This window comes from Vibrio sp. OPT24 (assembly GCF_015163545.1).
GTDB lineage: Bacteria > Pseudomonadota > Gammaproteobacteria > Enterobacterales > Vibrionaceae > Vibrio > Vibrio cyclitrophicus.
In genome coordinates this window covers 19,737-38,836 of record NZ_JADDYI010000047.1, presented here as the reverse complement: position 1 = coordinate 38,836, position 19,100 = coordinate 19,737, and the positions used below count along the sequence as shown (strand labels likewise).

The window sequence follows — 19,100 nt, the reverse complement described above, 5'->3', positions numbered from 1 at the left end:
TTGCATGTGTTAGGCCTGCCGCCAGCGTTCAATCTGAGCCATGATCAAACTCTTCAATTTAAGATTTTGTGACTCAACGAATACTGACTTCAAAACTATTCTTTATAAATAAAGAGTGTAATTTTAAAGCTATTACCATTCCAACAGAATGGTAATGAATTGACTGTGCCGAATAATTTCTTTCTACAAGAGAAAGTAGTTAAACGTATTGGTCACTCAGTTCATTGAAATCATTGTGTTACCGAAGTAACTGTTTTATCCAAAGGATAAAACGTTTTGATATTCATCAACGAGTGCCCACACAGATTGATAGGTTTAAATTGTTAAAGAGCTTCTCTTCGTTGTGATTTGCATCACTTCGGAAGAGGCGGCCATTCTAGCTATTTAATTCTCAGTGTCAAACACTTTTGAAAATTAATTTCTACTTTTTTAAAAGTAGGAGTAAATAATCACTCAAAGCTAGTAGCCTTACTAACATTCTTCGTTGAAGCCTTATGGCGTCTACCGTGTCAGTGAGGCGGCATTATAGAGATGTTCCTCACATTGGCAAGTGTTTATTAAAGAAAAATGCAAAAATAACGATTACATGACGAATAAACACCCAAACCCTTATTTTTGCAACTTTAACTACAAACTAACTACATAATAACCACAGACTTACCCACAATTGTTCTAATTTCATCTCCTAGAAACTAAAAAAGCTGCCTTATGGCAGCTTTTCGAATAGCAATGAGTTTAAATCCCAGAGCCATATTGCTCTCCATCATCCTCATGAAGGCCACATTCTCGTTTTAATCCATTGAAACGGGTTTCCTCTTCAGTCATGCCCGGTTCCCATTTCTTAGTTGTGTGTGTATCACCAATAGAAAGGTAACCCTGATCTCGAAGCGGGTGATAACTGAGACTATGCTCTTCTAAGTAATAGTGAACATCTTTATTCGTCCAATCGATTACCGGTAAGAATTTAAACACACCATTTTGGATGGATAAAATTGGTAGGTTCGCGCGCGATTGAGATTGCTCTCTTCTTAAACCAGAAAACCATGTTCCAGCCTCAAGCTCATCCAGCGCTCTTCTCATCGGTTCAACTTTATTAAGCTTGTTGTACTTTTCTATCCCTTCTATTCCTTGTTCCCAAAGTTTGCCATATTGCGCTTCTTGCCAATTAGGGCTCTGTTGTGCGCGAAATACTTGAAGGTTCAGAGTCAACGTCTTACTTAACTCATCTATAAATCGATATGTTTCAGGGAACAAATATCCAGTATCCGTCAGAATAACCGGAATATCTGGTTTCGCCTGAGTAACTAAATGCAACATCAAAGCCGCTTGGATTCCAAAACTAGAAGACACCACATGTGTCCCTTCTAAATTGTCTAAAGCCCACTTAACTCTTTCTAATGCCGTTAGCTGTTCTAACTCAACATTAATTTGTCCAAGACGAAGTATTTGCTCCGTCTTAGTCAATGCGAGTAGCTCTGCTAACTTCAGCTTTGAAGTGACAGAATTATGCATGCAGATCCCTCTTTGAAATTATCACCTCTTCGATGATGCCAGCTCGGATTGTAAAATCACCGAACCCTTCATTGTCGTTACGTTCCGTAGCCCAACGTCCCACCAGCGAATCAATCTCTTCTAAGATCTGAGCTGAAGTGATGTTCTCTTTATACATCTTCGGGATACGAGTTCCGGCTTTGTTGCCACCTAAGTGCATGTTGTAACGCCCCGGAGCCTTACCGACTAACCCCAGCTCAGCCAACATTGCACGACCACAACCGTTTGGACAACCCGTGATACGAAGGATGATATTATCTTCCTCTGGTAATCCATGCTTCTTTAGAATGTCTTCAACATCCGTTACAAACTCAGGAAGAAAACGCTCAGCTTCTGCCATTGCTAAAGGACATGTTGGGAATGCCACACAGGCCATTGAGTTTTTACGCTGCTCGGAAACGGCATCATCCATCAAACCGTATTGACGTGCCAGCTTTTCAATTTTTGCCTTTTGGCTCTTAGGCACACCTGCAACAATGAGATTTTGGTTCGCTGTCATGCGGAAGTCACCTTTGTGGATCTTCGCTATTTCAGCAACACCTGTTTTCAGCGCTTTCCCAGGGAAATCAAGTAAACGACCATTTTCGATGAATAACGCTAAGTGGTGCTTACCATCAATGCCTTCCGCCCAACCGATACGATCGCCACGGCCAGTAAACTCATAAGGACGGCTTTCAGAAAACTCAACGCCTGCACGTTTTTCTACTTCTGCTTTGAATACATCAATACCAACACGGTCTAGTGTGTATTTGGTCTTTGCGTTCTTACGGTTCGAACGGTTACCCCAGTCACGCTGAGTCGTTACCACCGCCGCTGCTACATCTAACGTTTTATCTAATGGCACAAAACCAAAATCGTCAGCTTTGCGCGCGTAAGTAGAAGTATCGCCGTGCGTCATTGCAAGACCACCGCCAACTAAGACGTTGAAGCCCACCAGCTTTCCGTCTTTAGCAATCGCGATGAAGTTAAGATCGTTAGCATGAACATCTACGTCATTCTGTGGAGGAATTACAACCGTCGTCTTGAACTTACGTGGTAAGTAGTTGCTACCTAAGATAGGTTCTTCGTCCGTTGTTGCTAGCTTTTCACCATCTAACCAAATTTCTGCGTAAGCACGAGTCTTAGGTAATAGATGTTCACTGATTTTTTTTGCCCACTCATAAGCTTCTTGGTGGAGCTCAGATTCAACCGGGTTTGTCGTACACAAAACATTTCGGTTTACGTCACCCGCTGTCGCAATCGAATCAATACCGATATTGTTTAGGGTTTGGTGCATTAACTTAATGTTCGGCTTCAACACACCATGAAACTGGAAAGTTTGACGGGTTGTAAGACGGATAGAACCATAAGAGGTACTTTCATCTGCAAACTTATCAATCGCCAACCACTGTTTAGGAGTAATAATGCCACCTGGCATACGAGCACGTAGCATTACATTATGCAAAGGTTCTAGTTTTTGCTTTGCACGCTCGTTACGAATATCACGATCATCTTGCTGATACATACCGTGGAAGCGGATCAACTGAAAGTTATCAGCAGTAAAGCCACCCGTAATTCTATCTTGAAGATCTTGTTCAATCGTACCGCGAAGATTTTTACTTTCACGCTTTAAACGCTCGTTGTCAGCCAAAGGTCCCAGTACTTGACCTAGCACTTCTTGCTCTATTACTTGCTTGCTCATTAGTACACATCCCTTTGGTAACGTTTCGCTTTACGTAAATCATTAATATATTGTTCAGCTTGTTCGCGGCTCTGATTGCCATATTTTTCCGCTATCGTAACTAACGCTTCATGGACATCTTTTGCCATTCGAGTCGCATCGCCACATACATAGAAGTACGCGCCTTCTTGAAGCCATTGCCAAACCTGCTCTGCCTGTTCAATTAATCGATCTTGAACATAAACCTTTTCTTTTTGGTCACGACTAAATGCCACATCAAGCTTGGTTAGCGCACCAGACTTAAGGTACTTCTGCCATTCAACTTGATATAAGAAATCTTGAGTAAAGGTTCGGTCACCAAAGAACAGCCAGCTCTTACCTTGAGCGTCATTGTTTTCACGCTCTTGAACGAAACTACGGAATGGAGCAATACCAGTGCCAGGACCAACCATGATGATTGGTGTATTGTCGTCTTGTGGCAGTTTGAAGTTATTGTTGTTCTCTACAAACACCTTAACTTCACCACCTTCTTCTAGGCGTTGAGCTAAGAAACTTGACGCTCCACCTAAACGAGATTCATCACCTTTTTGGTATTCAACCAGACCAACCGTCAAGTGAACTTCTTCATCTACTTCAGCTTGACTTGATGCAATAGAATAAAGACGTGGCGTTAACTTACGTAGAAGACCGATTAGCTCATCAGCTGATAGCTTGGTTTTCTTTTCAGCTAAAACATCGACAATTTGAGTATTACCCGCATATTCACGAAGCTTGTCTTTATCTTCCACCAGCTTGATTAACTTTTTGCTGCCAGATAACTCGGCAAACTTAGTCACAAATTGAGGGTTTGATGACGTAATCTCGAATTTACTCACTAGAGCACTATGGAGAGATAAGTTTTGACCATCTACATCGACACTTTCGATACCAGATAACCCAACCTTAGAAAGGATCTGATTGGCAAGTTCTGAACTGTTTTCAAACCATACACCTAACGCATCACCAGGTTGATAAGTAATACCTGACTCATCAAGATCAATCTCGATATGACGAACATCTTTACCAGAGTCGCGACCCGTGATCTTTTGACTCGTCAGTAATGTGGCTGTGTATGGGTTTTGTTTGGTGTATTGCGAATGACCCGCGGCCACTTGACCAACTGGTAACTGAACGACATCGGCTTCAGTGCCTGTCGATAGTGTCTCTTTTACTTGCTCTAATGCTTTAGCACGCCACTCTGTTGCCGATGCTTCGTAATCAACATCGCAATCAAGACGATCAACAAACGATTTAGCACCAAGCTTAGCTAAGAAGTTATCGAAATCTTTCGCGGTTTGGCAGAAGAACTCATAACTTGAATCACCTAAACCAATAACACCGTATTGTAGGTTTGATAATTTCGGCGCTTTCTTCGATTGTAGAAACTCGTGTAACTCAATAGCGTTATCTGGGGCTTCGCCTTCGCCATTGGTTGAAGCAACGAAAATGACGTGTGTCTCTTTGGCTAAGTTCTTGCCCTTATAGTCACTTGCGTCAAAAAGCTCGACAGCAATACCTAAAGCCTTTGCTTCTGCCTCAAGCGATTCAGCAACACCTTTAGCATTACCCGTTTGAGAAGCGAAGATAATACTTAACTTACCCGCAGGTTTAGTGGCTACTGCAGCGGCGGCTTGAGCGATTGGCGCGGCTGCACCTACAGGCTGAGCTTGACTCACACCCCAAAGATAACCACTGACCCAAGCCAGTTGTTGCGAAGATAACTCAGAAACCGATTGTTGAAGATGACCCAATTGTTGGTCATTAAGTGGTGCTGCTAGCCCAGGTAGCTCATTAGCCCCAGACTGTGCATTATTATTTTGTGAAGACTCTTTCTTATTTAAAGACATGGTCACGACATCCCTAATCATTGCGTGACGATAGATTAACCACTACTTTTAATAACAAGAAAGAATAGAAAAGTATGTTTTATAACTTTTTGGAAGTAAAAACCGATTGAACCATAAATTGACTTACTGATTTTCAATCCGCACTTGCTGAAAGCCAACCGCCATTGCCGACTTAGAAGCCAGATCTAAATCTGCATAATGGCACTCTTCACCATGGACATCAGTGAGCAGAACAAAGCCACCTCCCATATGGCGAAACTCCACAACCCAAGACCCTTCTTGAATTGAGGGCTCTATGATCGCTTCAACTAACAAGTTTTCTCTATATAAATTTCTTAATTCATTGAGTGTCATACACCATCCCTTGCTTTGACCTCACAACATAGACCTTATAAGAATAGACGCTAATTAGAACTCTGTAGTAAGGATGGTCGAAAGTGACGAATGTGCTAACTAATTCCAGAAAGATATATAACCAATAGATATAAAAAACGCCACTTAACAAAGTGGCGTTCCTAAAATTCGTTTTAGATGCTCTTTAAAATTAGCTTTAGTAGCCTAAAAACGCACTTCAGCGCCTGCGAACCAACCGTCAACCATAACAAAGCTCTTGCCTAGTTCAGAGCTAAAAAACTCATCCGAGTCTAGATCGATAACACGGTAACCACCACGCAAGGCAATCTCAGATTCTGATACAGGAATTCGGTACTGAACACCCGCCATCAAGTCAGTACTCTTGATGCCACTGCTATCACCGAACTCCATCGTACCAATGATATCGAAATTGGTATCAGGAACATTGATCTCTGCGTTGCCGTAGAAACTCCAAGTAAACTCATCAAAGGTTGATGTTTTTGCATCAGTAGCTTTTGGTTCAATATAGTTAGAGTTCGAGTACTGAGTAAATGTCACACCCGCGTCAAAGTTCATTAGCTTATGATCTAACAATGTGTAATAGAAGGTGTAATCGTACTTATCGAAGGCCAATGAATCCGCATCAACAGAGGTGTAGCGAAAACTAGCGTTTGGTAGCATTGGGGCATTATGCTCAAATGCGAAATACAACGAAGGAGAATTAGAATCATCGCTCTGTCTAACTTCGTTTAGCTTTGTACTTCCCCACCACATATCGGCACCGACTTTAGCCGTGTAAGAAAACTCTTCTTCAGCAGACACTGCCGAACTTAAAGATAGCATTCCCACTAAAGCAATTAATGGCATTTTATTCATTTGAGATAGCTCCAATTCCATATCGTTGTGCTAATTGTATGCACATTCATAGATTATTGGGGAAAATTCTATCACACATCTTAAATTCTCAAACGATAAACCGATGACGATCAAAGATTTGACGACACCATGACCTTAGTAACGTCTTTGGTTAGAACTGTGTACAAAGTTTTTGAAAAACCAGATACCCAATGCAATCACAATTAACCAAGGCAGCAACTTAAACACAACCCCCATCATACCTAAGACCAACATAACGGCTAACGCGATTCCGGTTGCAGCCAATACCGTCATAAACGTGATACCAGTGACAAGTAGAGTTGCGACGAAAATAAGAACAAAGATTAATTCAAACATAATGGTCTCCCTAATGAGTTAATGACCTATCTTTCCTACTATCTAACATTGCAGCTTCCATACCAAGTTAGTGAAATCAATAAAACCCTTACTTATCAGACAAATAAAAAGCCACACATCTAAATGCGTGGCTTTTAAAGAAACTATCAATGGCAAATTTAGCCTCTAGTGGCGAATTTAGCCTTAGGTTTTTAAGCTTAACTTTTTAACCTTTACTTTTTAAGCTTGGTTTTCAGCTTGGGCTTTTAAGCTCGAACTTTTCACCTCGAGGGAGGTTATACGTTTAGCTCTTTAGGGATCTTAGCCAATGCTGTCTGCATCACTTCGATACCTGCACCTTTCTTATGTGCGTTTTCACTGATGTAGCGGCGCCATTGTCTTGCGCCCGGCATACTTTGGAACAAACCAAGCATATGACGAGAGATGTGTCCTAAGCTTGCACCATTTGAAAGCTCACGTTCAATGTACGGGTACATTTCTTCAACCACTTGTGAGCGCTTCTTGATCGGCGTGTCTAAACCAAAGATCTGCTGATCGACTTCAGCCAAGATAAACGGGCTATGGTAAGCCTCACGGCCGATCATCACACCATCAAGGTGTTGCAAGTGCTCTTTAGTTTGCTCCAGAGTAGTAACGCCACCATTCACTGCAATCACAAGATCAGAGAAGTCTTTCTTGATTTGGTATGCACGATCGTAATCTAGCGGTGGAATCTCTCGGTTCTCTTTCGGGCTAAGACCACTCAACCATGCTTTACGAGCATGAATAGTAAATTGCTCACAGCCGCCTTTTTCAGAAACCGTCGAAACAAACTTAGTTAAAAACTCATAAGAGTCTTGGTCGTCGATACCAATACGTGTTTTCACGGTAATTGGAATATCAGTGACTTCTTTCATCGCAGACACACAATCTGCCACCAGCTCAGGTTCAGCCATTAAGCACGCACCAAAGCGACCATTCTGAACTCGATCTGAAGGACAACCTACATTTAGGTTTACTTCATCGTAACCACGCTCACCAGCAAGTTTGGCACAAGCAGCAAGATCAACCGGGTTTGAACCGCCGAGTTGAAGTGCAAGAGGATGTTCTTGCTCGTTGTATTCTAGAAAGTCGCCCTTACCATGTAAGATCGCGCCTGTTGTTACCATTTCCGTGTACAGAAGAGTCTGCTGAGAAAGCAAACGGTGAAAGTAACGACAGTGGCGGTCAGTCCAATCGAGCATTGGAGCGACAGACAATCTACATGAATGTGTCATGGTAAAGTACCCTGGTAGCGAGTCAAAAAAATATGCTGGAATACCCAGCAAAAGCAAGGTCGGCTATTGTAAATGCTATGCTCAGTTTGTGCTATATGAACTTTACCTCACATTTTTTATTTAAACCTATTCACCAAACCTCTAATTCAGCCTCACTAATCAGTTATGCCTTGAGTCACACTGTCATTTTGAGTTACCTTGTCTTATTCAAAGTCGTAGGTCACAATACGCTCTGTACCTGACTTTAATAGAAATCATTGGCTCCCAAAACGTAGTAACCTAGAAATAGGGTTTGAATAGGGATGTCCGATTGAATGGTGAAAAATTTGGACCACACATTAATAGAGCAAGTTGAAGGGATATGCGCATCGCGAGGAGTTAGATTAACGCCTCAGAGAAAGCGAGTGTTTGAGCTCATTTTCTCTAATAAAAAAGCCTCCAGTGCTTATGAATTATTAGAGCAGTTGAAAGTCAGTGAACCGCAAGCCAAGCCACCTACTGTTTATCGCGCTTTGGATTTCTTGCTGGAACAAGGTTTCATTCACCGAGTTGAGTCAACCAATAGCTTTATATGCTGCTGTTCTTGCAATGCCCATAAACATTTCTCTCAACTACTGATCTGCGATAAATGTGGCACAGTGGTAGAACTGCAAGACGATGCGCTTGTTACTCTACTCGCTAGTAACGCTGAGAAGCACGGTTTCCAATTGACAAATCAAGTCATTGAATCGCATGGCATTTGCCAAACTTGCTCCTCCGATATGAAAGAATAAGATTATAGAAGAACATTATGCGCGCTGAATTTGTAAACCCGTTTTTAGCTTCTTTGATGAACGTATTAAAAACGATGGCTTCTCTAGAATTAAAGCCACAAAAACCAAGAGTTAAGAAAGATGAGATCGCTCGTGGTGATGTATCCGGCCTAATTGGCATGGTGGGTACACAATCTCGTGGTTCAATGTCGATCACCTTCGATGAGGGTCTCGCTCTTGAAATCATGGAAAACATGCTAGGTGAACGCCCAAACGGCTTGAACGAAGAAGTCACTGATATGGTCGGTGAAATCACCAACATGGTGACTGGCGGTGCAAAACGTATTCTTGCAGAAAGCGGCTTTGACTTCGATATGGCCACGCCAATCGTCGTTTCAGGCAAAGGACATACTATCCGTCACAAATGTGAAGGAGCAATCATCATCATGCCTTTCTCATCTCAATGGGGTAATGCCTTCATCGAGATCTGTTTCGAATAGAGACAATCGAGTAAATAAAAAAACGAAAGGCTGACGTATATACGTCAGCCTTTTTTATTGCCGTAAAACCAACGGACATAAAAAACGCCAACCGAAAGGTTGGCGTTTACAGTTATTACTTGGTGTTACTTAAACAGTCTTAAGCTTTAAGCGCTTTAAATGCATTGATTAGACCGTTTGTTGAGCTGTCGTGAGAGGTTACTTGAGCATCGTCAGCAAGCTCTGGAAGAATTTGGTTTGCTAGTTGCTTACCAAGCTCTACACCCCATTGGTCGAAGCTGAAGATGTTCCAGATTACGCCTTGAACGAAAATCTTGTGCTCGTACATCGCGATTAGGTTACCTAAAGAGCGAGGAGTGATTTGCTTAACAAGAATTGAGTTCGTTGGACGGTTACCTTCAAACACTTTGAAAGGCGCAAGTTCAGCTGCTTCTTCTGCTGTTTTGCCTGCCGCTAGGAATTCAGCTTCTACTGTCTCTTTTGTCTTACCGAAAGCAAGCGCTTCAGTTTGAGCAAAGAAGTTAGACATCAACTTCTGGTGGTGATCAGATGCTGGGTTGTGGCTGATAGCAGGAGCAATAAAGTCTGATGGGATCAGCTTAGTGCCTTGGTGAATCAGTTGGTAGAAAGCGTGCTGACCGTTTGTACCTGGTTCACCCCAGATGATAGGACCAGTTTGGTATTCTACTGGATTGCCGTCACGGTCAACAAATTTACCATTCGATTCCATGTTGCCTTGTTGGAAGTAAGCCGCAAAACGGTGCATATATTGATCGTAAGGTAGAATCGCTTCTGACTCAGCGCCGTGGAAGTTATTGTACCAAACGCCGATAAGCGCAAGGATAACAGGAATGTTGCTTTCAAATTCAGTTGAAGCAAAGTGGTTATCCATCTCATGAGCACCATCTAATAGCTCAACGAAGTTATCGAAGCCGATAGAAAGAGAGATAGACAGACCAATCGCAGACCATAGTGAGTAACGACCACCAACCCAGTCCCAGAATTCGAACATGTTGTCAGTATCAATACCAAACTCAGCGACCGCAGTTGCGTTAGTTGATAGTGCAGCGAAGTGTTTAGCAACGTGCGCGTTGTCACCTGCTTCAGCCAAGAACCAATCACGTGCAGAGTGCGCGTTCGTCATTGTTTCTTGAGTGGTAAATGTTTTAGATGCCACTAAGAATAGCGTTGTTTCTGGATTCAGAGGCTTAAGTGTCTCAACAATGTGAGTACCATCTACGTTCGAAACAAAGTGCATGTTTAGACGCGTTTTGTATGGCGTTAGTGCTTCAGTCACCATGTATGGACCAAGGTCTGAACCGCCGATACCGATGTTGACAACATCAGTGATCTCTTTACCGGTGTAACCTTTCCACTCACCAGAAACGATACGGTGTGTGAACAGTTCCATTTTTGCTAGTACTGCATTAACTGCTGGCATTACGTCTTTGCCATCAACCATTACTGGCTTATCGCTACGATTACGTAGAGCAGTGTGAAGTACTGAACGACCTTCAGTCTTGTTGATTGCATCACCGCTAAACATAGCTTCAATTGCAGACTTAACTTCAGTCTCATTTGCAAGAGCAAATAGGTGCTGCATCGTTTCAGCGTCGATAAGGTTCTTAGAGTAATCCACTAATATGTCCGAACCGAAACGAGTAGAAAAGCTCTCGAAACGCTTTGCATCTTGAGCAAATAGTTCTTTCATATCCATATCTTGAGCAGACTCAAAATGTGCAGTTAGAGCTTTCCACGCTTGTGTTTGCGTTGGGTTGATATTTTTCAACATGGTATCTATCCCGATATTACTGTAGGTTTTATTCTAGACGTCACCTAAGTGATGAATAGAACCCCCGATTAGGCGAAAGTTTATATTTTTCTATGATGACCAGACCGCATCACCACTGAAAGATTCTTTGTAATTTTTTTTCACGACGTATTATGCCGTATATGAAGAGCGCCACCTTGAGATAAATCAGGATTCGATTTCCTGATAGAGAGATCGATGCTGACTCAGGCTCTAACATAATTAAATGTGAGCGATAGCTGATAAATTCAAGTTCAAAAGATAGCGTTAAACCACTTTTTTTCCAAACACATTATAAAGGATGGCGTATGTGGATTCAGAAGACTATACACCTAAATGCACGAAAGCGTGGATTTCATCTCATTACTGATGAAATTGAACAACAGATAAACGATATCAATTCTCTATCTGTTGGTTTATTACATCTTTTTCTTCAACATACTTCTGCCAGCCTCACACTCAACGAGAACGCCGATCCGACGGTTCGCCGCGACATGGAATCACACTTCAATAAGTTCGTACCCGAGCGAGCCGCTTATTACAGACACACCTATGAAGGTGATGATGACATGCCTGCTCATATTAAAGCATCGACACTTGGCACCAGTGTGACAATTCCGATAACCAACGGTCGTTTAGCTTTGGGAACATGGCAGGGAATATACTTGGGTGAACACCGTGATTGTGGTGGCAGCCGCACAGTGATTGCGACTATTCAAGGTGAGTAGACCATTTGAAAGCAAGATTTTATTAATAAAAACAGTGCCTTTTTAATACAAAAAGAGTGGTGTGTTTCCACGACCACTCTTATCAAGATAGTATTTGGCCTACTGTAGGCCGAAAGCTTTAGAAGGGCTGGTTTATCATAACCCTAAAGGTCCCTTCATCACCGCCTCGCGCTAATTCTGCACGAACAACAATGCCTTCCACTTGAAAACGAACCGCGCCGCCTAAGCTCCATTTCATATCGGTGTGCAATTCTTTGATATCGTACTCATCAGCCACACGCCCTACTTCGGCGAATGCGACCCATTGCCACCAAGGCAGGTCGTAGTAGTTGATCAGCGGAATATCACCGAGTGGCTGCCAATCTGGGAGCACTCGATACTCTGCAGAATAGTGAACAGCAGATCGCCCATGATATCGACCTCCGGTATAGCCACGTAAACGATACAAACCACCCAATCGAGCTTGTTCTGTTTCCGGTGGACGAGCACACTCCTGCCCAGAACAGTTATCCCAGGTTGGTGTATCAGCAGTATAGAAATCGAGTGCCACAACTTGTTGGTCGAACAAGTCTCCTAGAGGACCTAAAGCGAAGTACTGACTGTTTTGAAAAGTCCATTTCAGCCACAAATCGTCGTTAGACCAACTTTCAGCGCCCGTCGTGAACTCAAGATTGGTATGAGATCCTTTGGTTGGGTTACGTGTGCTATCACGATTATCCCAATCGAACGCCAAACTAAAACCGGTCGCCTCTTCAGTATTATTTAAACCTTCTAGCTCACGAGCAGTATAAAAAGGTGTAAATAAAATCGAACTGACACCCGATTCGACTGGCGAAGCAAAACTGACCTCTTTGATTGGTTGAAACGCGCCGAGTAAGCCATGCTCTGCAACATTGCCCCAAGGCAGCAGATATTTAAATTCAAACTGATAATTCTGCTCTAAGCCATCAACTATAGTTTTGTCATCGATAGATGAATCGTTATCGCCTTGAGAGCCAATATAATAAGGATTGTCGTTGAAGCGCGCTTGGTACATCTGAGTACTAAACAAGATATTCTCAGACAAGGCATAATTAAAGGCCGATAGAAAACCGACATAGCTGTCTTTGTCTGAATACAAAGCCATACCAAACAGAGCCGCTTGAGGTTGCCAAACGCCCTTTGCGACACCAGCAACCCCAAAGGTATTGCCCATGGTTTCAGTACTGAAATAGAAAGGAACAAAAGCGGAATCTTTTTCTTCACTTAGAACAGAAGAAGAAAAGCTGACACCAGTTACTGCCATTGCAGACATTAACCAGTATCGAGAAGTTCGCTTGAACATATCTATTTTACGTATTCCATTGCCACGCGAGACGTCAGTTTAGTCACGAGCTCGTAAGCGATAGTGCCGATATGTTCTGCCACTTCTTCTGAGGGTAAGTCTTTACCCCAAAGCGTCGCTTCGTCACTCACTTTATCCGTAGCATCAGGACCAAGGTCAACCGTTAGCATGTCCATAGAGACACGCCCTGCGATTGGTACTTTTCTACCATTAACGAATACTGGGGTGCCGTTAGGTGCAGTGCGAGGATAACCATCGCCGTAACCAATTGCGATAACACCAACCTTGGTATCACGCTCACTGGTCCAGTTACCACCATAACCCACACTTTCACCAGCCTTCACATCACGAACCGCAATTAAGTGTGAAGTCAGAGTCATCACCGGCAAAAAGCCCAGCTCTTGCGCTGATTTATCAACAAACGGAGAAACACCATAAGAGATGATTCCGGGGCGAACCCAATCAAGATGACTATCAGGCCAAGCTAATAGACCTGCAGAGGCCGCAAGTGAACGCTCCCCTTCACAACCGTCGGTAAGAGATAAGAAAAGCTCAGTCTGCTCAACTGTTGTGGTTCTATCTAACTCGTCAGCACATCCAAAATGGCTCATGTAGCGCAATGGCTTTGCCACATTTGGGCATTGATGCAAACGCTCAACAAAGTTCTGGTATTGCTCAGGGCGAACGCCTAGGCGGTGCATACCACTGTCGACTTTTAGCCATACCACAACGGGTGTTTCCAAATCGGCATTCTCTAGCGCGCTTAATTGCTCTTCACAATGCACCACGGTTTGAATGTTATTGGTTACTAGAATGGGTAAGTCACCCGAAGAGTAAAAGCCTTCCAGCAACAAAATAGGTTTAACTATGCCACCAGCACGAAGTTGTAATGCTTCTTCAATACGCGCCACACCAAAAGCATCAGAACTTTTTGAATGCTTAGCGATATGCAGTAAGCCGTGTCCGTAGCCATTCGCTTTCACAACGGACATTACCTTGCACTGAGGCGCTTTCGACTTTATCTGGTTCAGGTTATGTTCGAGCGCGTTTAAGTCAATGCTCGCCGTCGCCGCTTTCATGTAAGTCATTAGCGATTACTCATCATCAAATGCAGGGCCTGCATAGTTATCAAATCGGGAGTGTTGCCCTTGGAATGTCAGACGAACCGAACCGATCGGGCCGTTACGCTGCTTACCCAGGATAATCTCAGCGATGCCTTTCAATGAACTGTCTGGGTTATAAACCTCATCACGATAGATGAACATGATCAAATCGGCATCTTGCTCAATCGAACCTGACTCACGCAAATCCGAGTTTACTGGACGCTTATCAGCACGTTGCTCTAGGGAACGGTTAAGCTGAGAAAGTGCAACAACCGGAACGTTGAGCTCTTTTGCGAGCGCTTTCAATGAGCGAGAGATCTCGGCGATTTCAAGAGTACGGTTATCAGATAACGAAGGTACACGCATTAATTGAAGGTAATCTATCATGATCATAGAGATACCATCATGCTCGCGAGCAATACGTCGAGCACGAGAGCGTACTTCTGTTGGTGTCAGACCCGAGCTATCATCGATATACATATTCTTCTTATCCATAAGAATACCCATACTCGATGAAATGCGCGCCCAATCTTCATCATCCAATTGACCGGTACGAATCTTGGTTTGGTCTACACGAGAAAGTGACGCAAGCATACGCATCATCAGCTGTTCGGCTGGCATCTCAAGAGAGAAGATCAGAACAGGCTTATCTTGTTTCATCGCTGCGTTTTCACACAAGTTCATCGCAAAGGTGGTTTTACCCATCGATGGACGAGCCGCGACAATAATTAAGTCAGAACCTTGTAGACCTGCAGTCTTCTTATTGAGGTCGTTGAAGCCAGTATCGACACCTGTCACACCATCTTGCGGCGTTTTGTACAGGATCTCGATACGCTCTAGTGTCTTCTCTAGAATGCTATCAACGTTTTGTGGACCTTCATTTTCACTTGCACGGCCTTCAGCAATCGCGAAGACTTTACTTTCAGCCAGATCAACAAGTTCTTCCGATGTACGACCTTGAGGATCGTAACCAGAATCAGCAATCTCATTCGCAACACCAATCAGACTACGTACCAACGCACGTTGTGCCACGATATCCGCGTAAGCGTTAATGTTCGCCGCACTTGGGGTATTTTTAGCTAGGTCAGCCAGGTAAGCAAAGCCACCCACTTCTTCAAGTTGCTCACGCAGCTCTAGATGTTCAGAGAGTGTAATAAGATCCAAAGGAGAACTTTCTTCAAGGATATCTTTTACCGCTTCAAAGATCAGACGGTGAGGACGACTATAAAAGTCTTTGGCCACAACCTTTTCGGCAACTGTATCCCAGCGTTCGTTATCCAATAACAAACCGCCAATAACAGATTGCTCAGCTTCTAATGAATGTGGCGGGACCTTGATGGCGTCCACCTGATCGTTGGCTGATTTCTGACTTTTGGTATCCACTATGACTACACTCAATAACTAATAATGATCGTTCATTATACCCAAGAACATCCATTTGTAATCCGATCCTATGAGTTTGTTTTATTCTTCAGAAAGAATTTACTTATTGCTGACGGAATTAACCAAGGGTAGCATTACGATCCTTCCATTCATTCACTGTATAACTGGGGTATGCGTGTCCAAATTATTGGCTCTGAGCACTGGTCTTCTGAGCTCTAGTCTTCTAAGCATCGGTCTCCTGAGCACTCCGTTGGCCTTAGCTGATGATACTAAAGCCTCTGTTGATGCTAATACCTCTGTTGATTCTATTCTCGACTCTATAGTAGTACCAGAAACTACAGCTGAGCCGATCGTCGTTGCACCGACACCTGAAGAAAAAGAGTTGGATATCGCACCAAGTGATACGGCTGATACAGAGCTGCCTAACCCACTAAAGACTGAGGTCGAATTTGGATATCAGTCGCATACTGGTAATTCGGATTCACGATCGCTTAACGCACGCCTGAACGGTGAGTATACCGCTGGTCGTCATAGAACCAGTGGCGAATGGAAATACTACAATCTCTATAAAGATGGTGAGGAAGATAAAAGGCAATCGACTTACTCGGCTCAGAGTGACTACAAGTTAAGTCCTAAAACCTACCTTTACGGCAGCTTCAAAGGTGTTGATTCACGATACAGTGCTTACTTTAAGGACTATACCGTTTCGAGTGGTCTGGGTTATCAGTTTTCGAATACCGAAGAGTTTGTTTTGGAAGTGGAAGTCGGGCCGGGTTTTCGTTATCAAGAACCGAATCTCGATGAACTAGACGACGATGACATCATCTTTCCTGAAATTGTTGAAGAAGCGATTTTCCGTGGCAATGTGAATACATCATGGCAGGTGTTGAAGAACTTGCAGTTTAAAGCGGACGTGACGTTAGTGTCTGGTCACAGCAACCTTAAGTTTGATACCGAATTAGAAGCCATCAATGATATCACTGACAATATCGCGCTGAAGATCGCTCACTCTCGTCAATACCACGACAAAGTTCCTGAAGGATTAAGCAAAGAAGACTCTGTGCTGTCGATTAACCTACTCTTTCAATTCTAATTCCATGGCTGGTTGTTCAGCCATCAGAGCTTTTGGATCATAGTAGGCTTTTAACCTAATGTAACCCTCTCTTACCTTTTCCTATATTCCAGACATAAAAAAACACCAGCCGAAGCTGGTGTTTAAAACTTTCAAAAGAAAGAATTCGTCTTGGTACTGAAATTACTCAGCTGCAACGATAGCGATTTTCGCAGTAGCAAAAACTTCAGAGTGAAGTTGGATGCTTACTTCGAATTCGCCGATGTTACGTAGAGCGCCTTCAGGTAGGCGTACTTCGCTCTTAGCTACTGCAACACCTGCCGCTGTAATAGCGTCAGCGATGTCACGAGTACCGATAGAACCGAATAGTTTACCTTCGTCACCAGCTTTAGAAGCGATTGTAACGCCTTCTAGAGTGTTAACGCTCTCTGCACGAGCTTCAGCAGCAGCTAGTTGCTCAGCAACTTTAGCTTCTAGTTCAGCACGACGAGTTTCGAACATAGCAACGTTGTCTTTAGTTGCCATAACTGCTTTACCCTGTGGGATAAGGAAGTTACGAGCGTAACCAGATTTAACGTTTACTTGGTCGCCAAGGCCACCTAGGTTACCGATCTTATCAAGTAGAATAACTTGCATTATCTTAGTCCTCTTAAACTATTATTAACTATTACCGATTACTGATGCTTGTCAGTGTACGGTAGTAGAGCTAGGTAACGAGAACGCTTGATAGCGCGAGCTAGTTGACGCTGGTACTTAGCGCTTGTACCAGTGATACGGCTAGGTACGATTTTACCAGCTTCAGTGATGTAGTTTTTAAGAGTTGCTACGTCTTTGTAGTCAATCTCTTGTACGCCTTCTGCAGTGAAACGGCAGAATTTACGACGACGGAAGAAACGAGCCATGGGCTATCTCCTGATCTTAAATTTAGTAAAGCGGTCTTTCACAATTATCGAAATAACTATCAATGACCTTAAACAAGTTGAGAATTTTTTAAGGCATTAAGCCAAAAAAGAATTACTCAGCAGCTGCTTCTGGTTTAGCTTCTGTACGCTCTTCGCGACGAGGAGCACGCTCTGCACGCTCTTCTTTTTGCTTAAGCATAATAGATTGCTCAGTCACAGCGCCTTTAGTGCGCATGATCATGTTACGTAGAACTGCATCGTTGAAACGGAAAGCAGTTTCTAGCTCGTCAATCACTTCTTGACCAGCTTCAACGTTCATAAGAACGTAGTGAGCTTTGTGAAGCTTGTTGATTGGGTAAGCCATTTGACGACGACCCCAGTCTTCTAGACGGTGGATAGTACCGCCAGCTTCAGTGATAGAACCAGTGTAACGCTCGATCATGCCAGCAACTTGCTCGCTTTGATCAGGGTGAACCATGAATACGATTTCGTAATGACGCATTTGGTTGCTCCTTACGGATTATTAGCTTCCACGAGTGGCCCGGTCGTCCAGAGGAAGCAAGGAACTAAAGATAAATGACCGAGTTTTAAGGACGGCAAATGTTATAGAAAGAACCCGGTATTGGCAAGCGCTATTTGGCGAATAATAAAACAGTTTTTCTGTCGCCATCTAGCCATCCGACAAACCGATGGATTTTGCTATAACAGCCTAAAAAGAAACGCCCACCAGCAAGTGGTGAGCGCTAATAAATTCATAGACTTAAAGCAGCGTTAACGCATTACTGAGCTAAACGCTGTCTTACCGCTTCGAACAGGCAAATACCCGACGCCACAGAAACATTTAAGCTCGATACGCTACCTGCCATTGGAATCTTAATCAGATCATCGCAAGTTTCACGAGTTAAACGACGCATACCGTCACCTTCGGCTCCCATCACAACTGCAAGTGGGCCTGTTAGTTTCGCTTGGTAGATATCATGCGTTGCTTCGCCGGCTGTACCTACGAACCATACGCCTTGTTCTTGCAATGCACGCATAGTACGAGCAAGGTTAGTTACACGTACAAGAGGAACCGTTTCAGCCGCACCACACGCTACCTTGCTAACCGTTGCTGTTAACGGCGAAGAACGGTCTTTCGGTACGATAACCGCAGCAACACCCGCCGCATCTGCGTTACGCAGACAAGCGCCTAGGTTGTGCGGATCTGTTACACCATCTAGAACCAACAGTAACGGTTGTTCGTGCTGCGCTAGGATGTCGTCTAGGTGAGTTTCATTAAGCTGCTTAGCAGGTTTCACCTTAGCGATAATGCCTTGGTGATTCGCGCCTTGTGATTTTTCATCAAGCGGCTTACGACCCATCTGTTGAATCGACACACCAAACTGCTGCAGTTGGTTCAGTAATGGAAGAAGACGCTCGTCTTGGCGGCCCTTCAATACATAAGCTTCGATAAAGCGCGCAGGATCTTTTTCTAGTACGGCTTTCACCGCGTGAATACCGTAAATAAATTCGTTACTCATTGTCTCAAATTACTCTTATTGCTCAGAGATGAACGACATCAAACCCGATGCATCCATCTCTGTATT

19 protein-coding genes are annotated in these 19,100 nt (G+C 43.5%); 4 read left to right on the top strand and 15 right to left on the bottom strand.

Annotated features, from left to right (window positions below; all coding sequences use genetic code 11):
* Positions 1 to 735 precede the first annotated feature (735 nt).
* The 7 genes from IQO02_RS09855 to dusA form a co-directional block, all read right to left on the bottom strand.
* Positions 736 to 1,512, bottom strand: a complete 777-nt coding sequence (locus IQO02_RS09855) for a phosphoadenylyl-sulfate reductase (protein WP_102282714.1) — start codon at positions 1,510 to 1,512, stop codon at positions 736 to 738.
* Positions 1,505 to 3,232 carry an assimilatory sulfite reductase (NADPH) hemoprotein subunit gene (cysI, locus tag IQO02_RS09850; RefSeq protein ID WP_016796224.1) on the bottom strand — a complete coding sequence of 576 codons (1,728 nt, stop codon included), beginning with the start codon at positions 3,230 to 3,232 and terminating at the stop codon, positions 1,505 to 1,507. Before cysI ends, IQO02_RS09855 begins: the two co-directional genes overlap by 8 nt.
* Positions 3,232 to 5,097 (bottom strand): assimilatory sulfite reductase (NADPH) flavoprotein subunit, encoded by a 1,866-nt coding sequence (locus tag IQO02_RS09845; protein ID WP_102282713.1) that lies wholly within the window; start codon positions 5,095 to 5,097, stop codon positions 3,232 to 3,234. Before IQO02_RS09845 ends, cysI begins: the two co-directional genes overlap by 1 nt.
* 123 nt (positions 5,098 to 5,220) lie before the next feature.
* The gene (locus IQO02_RS09840) at positions 5,221 to 5,451 is read right to left on the bottom strand and encodes a hypothetical protein (protein ID WP_004735813.1); all 231 of its coding nucleotides are present in this window, start codon (positions 5,449 to 5,451) and stop codon (positions 5,221 to 5,223) included.
* A 204-nt stretch (positions 5,452 to 5,655) separates the two neighbouring features.
* Positions 5,656 to 6,327, bottom strand: coding sequence for a TIGR04219 family outer membrane beta-barrel protein (locus IQO02_RS09835; protein ID WP_010434222.1), 672 nt, complete (start codon positions 6,325 to 6,327; stop codon positions 5,656 to 5,658).
* A 135-nt stretch (positions 6,328 to 6,462) separates the two neighbouring features.
* Positions 6,463 to 6,684, bottom strand: a complete 222-nt coding sequence (pspG, locus tag IQO02_RS09830) for an envelope stress response protein PspG (RefSeq protein WP_010434219.1) — start codon at positions 6,682 to 6,684, stop codon at positions 6,463 to 6,465.
* 275 nt (positions 6,685 to 6,959) lie between these two features.
* Positions 6,960 to 7,940, bottom strand: coding sequence for a tRNA dihydrouridine(20/20a) synthase DusA (gene dusA, locus IQO02_RS09825; protein WP_010434217.1), 981 nt, complete (start codon positions 7,938 to 7,940; stop codon positions 6,960 to 6,962).
* A 314-nt stretch (positions 7,941 to 8,254) separates the two neighbouring features.
* On the opposite strand from dusA, the gene zur reads away from it, so the two are divergent.
* Positions 8,255 to 8,713 carry a zinc uptake transcriptional repressor Zur gene (gene zur, locus IQO02_RS09820; RefSeq protein ID WP_010434215.1) on the top strand — a complete coding sequence of 153 codons (459 nt, stop codon included), beginning with the start codon at positions 8,255 to 8,257 and terminating at the stop codon, positions 8,711 to 8,713.
* A 17-nt stretch (positions 8,714 to 8,730) separates the two neighbouring features.
* Positions 8,731 to 9,192 (top strand): chemotaxis protein CheX, encoded by a 462-nt coding sequence (locus IQO02_RS09815; RefSeq protein WP_009847897.1) that lies wholly within the window; start codon positions 8,731 to 8,733, stop codon positions 9,190 to 9,192.
* Between the two features lie 139 nt (positions 9,193 to 9,331).
* Here IQO02_RS09815 and pgi read toward each other — a convergent pair whose 3' ends face one another.
* A complete protein-coding gene (gene pgi, locus IQO02_RS09810) occupies positions 9,332 to 10,984 on the bottom strand; it encodes a glucose-6-phosphate isomerase (RefSeq protein WP_016787894.1) in 1,653 nt (550 codons plus the stop codon).
* Between the two features lie 326 nt (positions 10,985 to 11,310).
* On the opposite strand from pgi, the gene IQO02_RS09805 reads away from it, so the two are divergent.
* Complete coding sequence (locus tag IQO02_RS09805; protein ID WP_010434207.1) at positions 11,311 to 11,730, top strand: secondary thiamine-phosphate synthase enzyme YjbQ; 420 nt, start codon at positions 11,311 to 11,313, stop codon at positions 11,728 to 11,730.
* A gap of 118 nt (positions 11,731 to 11,848) precedes the next feature.
* Here the strand turns inward: IQO02_RS09805 and IQO02_RS09800 are convergent, their stop codons facing one another.
* Genes IQO02_RS09800 through IQO02_RS09790 form a run of 3 tightly spaced genes read right to left on the bottom strand, consistent with a single transcriptional unit; the run spans position 11,849 to position 15,540 of the window.
* Positions 11,849 to 13,054 carry a BamA/TamA family outer membrane protein gene (locus tag IQO02_RS09800; RefSeq protein WP_010434204.1) on the bottom strand — a complete coding sequence of 402 codons (1,206 nt, stop codon included), beginning with the start codon at positions 13,052 to 13,054 and terminating at the stop codon, positions 11,849 to 11,851.
* Between the two features lie 2 nt (positions 13,055 to 13,056).
* The gene (alr, locus tag IQO02_RS09795; RefSeq protein WP_016767561.1) at positions 13,057 to 14,142 is read right to left on the bottom strand and encodes an alanine racemase; all 1,086 of its coding nucleotides are present in this window, start codon (positions 14,140 to 14,142) and stop codon (positions 13,057 to 13,059) included.
* Positions 14,143 to 14,148: 6 nt separating this feature from the next.
* On the bottom strand, positions 14,149 to 15,540 hold the full coding sequence (locus tag IQO02_RS09790; protein WP_016767560.1) for a replicative DNA helicase: 1,392 nt from the start codon (positions 15,538 to 15,540) through the stop codon (positions 14,149 to 14,151).
* Between the two features lie 175 nt (positions 15,541 to 15,715).
* Here IQO02_RS09790 and IQO02_RS09785 point away from each other — a divergent pair, with 175 nt between their 5' ends.
* The gene (locus IQO02_RS09785; protein WP_016767559.1) at positions 15,716 to 16,633 is read left to right on the top strand and encodes a DUF481 domain-containing protein; all 918 of its coding nucleotides are present in this window, start codon (positions 15,716 to 15,718) and stop codon (positions 16,631 to 16,633) included.
* 162 nt (positions 16,634 to 16,795) lie between these two features.
* Here IQO02_RS09785 and rplI read toward each other — a convergent pair whose 3' ends face one another.
* From rplI to rlmB, 4 genes are all read right to left on the bottom strand, one after another.
* Positions 16,796 to 17,248 (bottom strand): 50S ribosomal protein L9, encoded by a 453-nt coding sequence (gene rplI / locus IQO02_RS09780; RefSeq protein WP_010434182.1) that lies wholly within the window; start codon positions 17,246 to 17,248, stop codon positions 16,796 to 16,798.
* 38 nt (positions 17,249 to 17,286) lie between these two features.
* Positions 17,287 to 17,514 carry a 30S ribosomal protein S18 gene (gene rpsR / locus IQO02_RS09775; protein WP_000090472.1) on the bottom strand — a complete coding sequence of 76 codons (228 nt, stop codon included), beginning with the start codon at positions 17,512 to 17,514 and terminating at the stop codon, positions 17,287 to 17,289.
* Positions 17,515 to 17,626: 112 nt separating this feature from the next.
* Complete coding sequence (rpsF, locus tag IQO02_RS09770) at positions 17,627 to 18,016, bottom strand: 30S ribosomal protein S6 (protein ID WP_004741278.1); 390 nt, start codon at positions 18,014 to 18,016, stop codon at positions 17,627 to 17,629.
* Between the two features lie 277 nt (positions 18,017 to 18,293).
* Entirely contained in the window at positions 18,294 to 19,034 is a 741-nt protein-coding gene (gene rlmB, locus IQO02_RS09765) for a 23S rRNA (guanosine(2251)-2'-O)-methyltransferase RlmB (RefSeq protein WP_010434114.1), read from the bottom strand.
* Between the last annotated feature and the right edge of the window lie 66 nt (positions 19,035 to 19,100).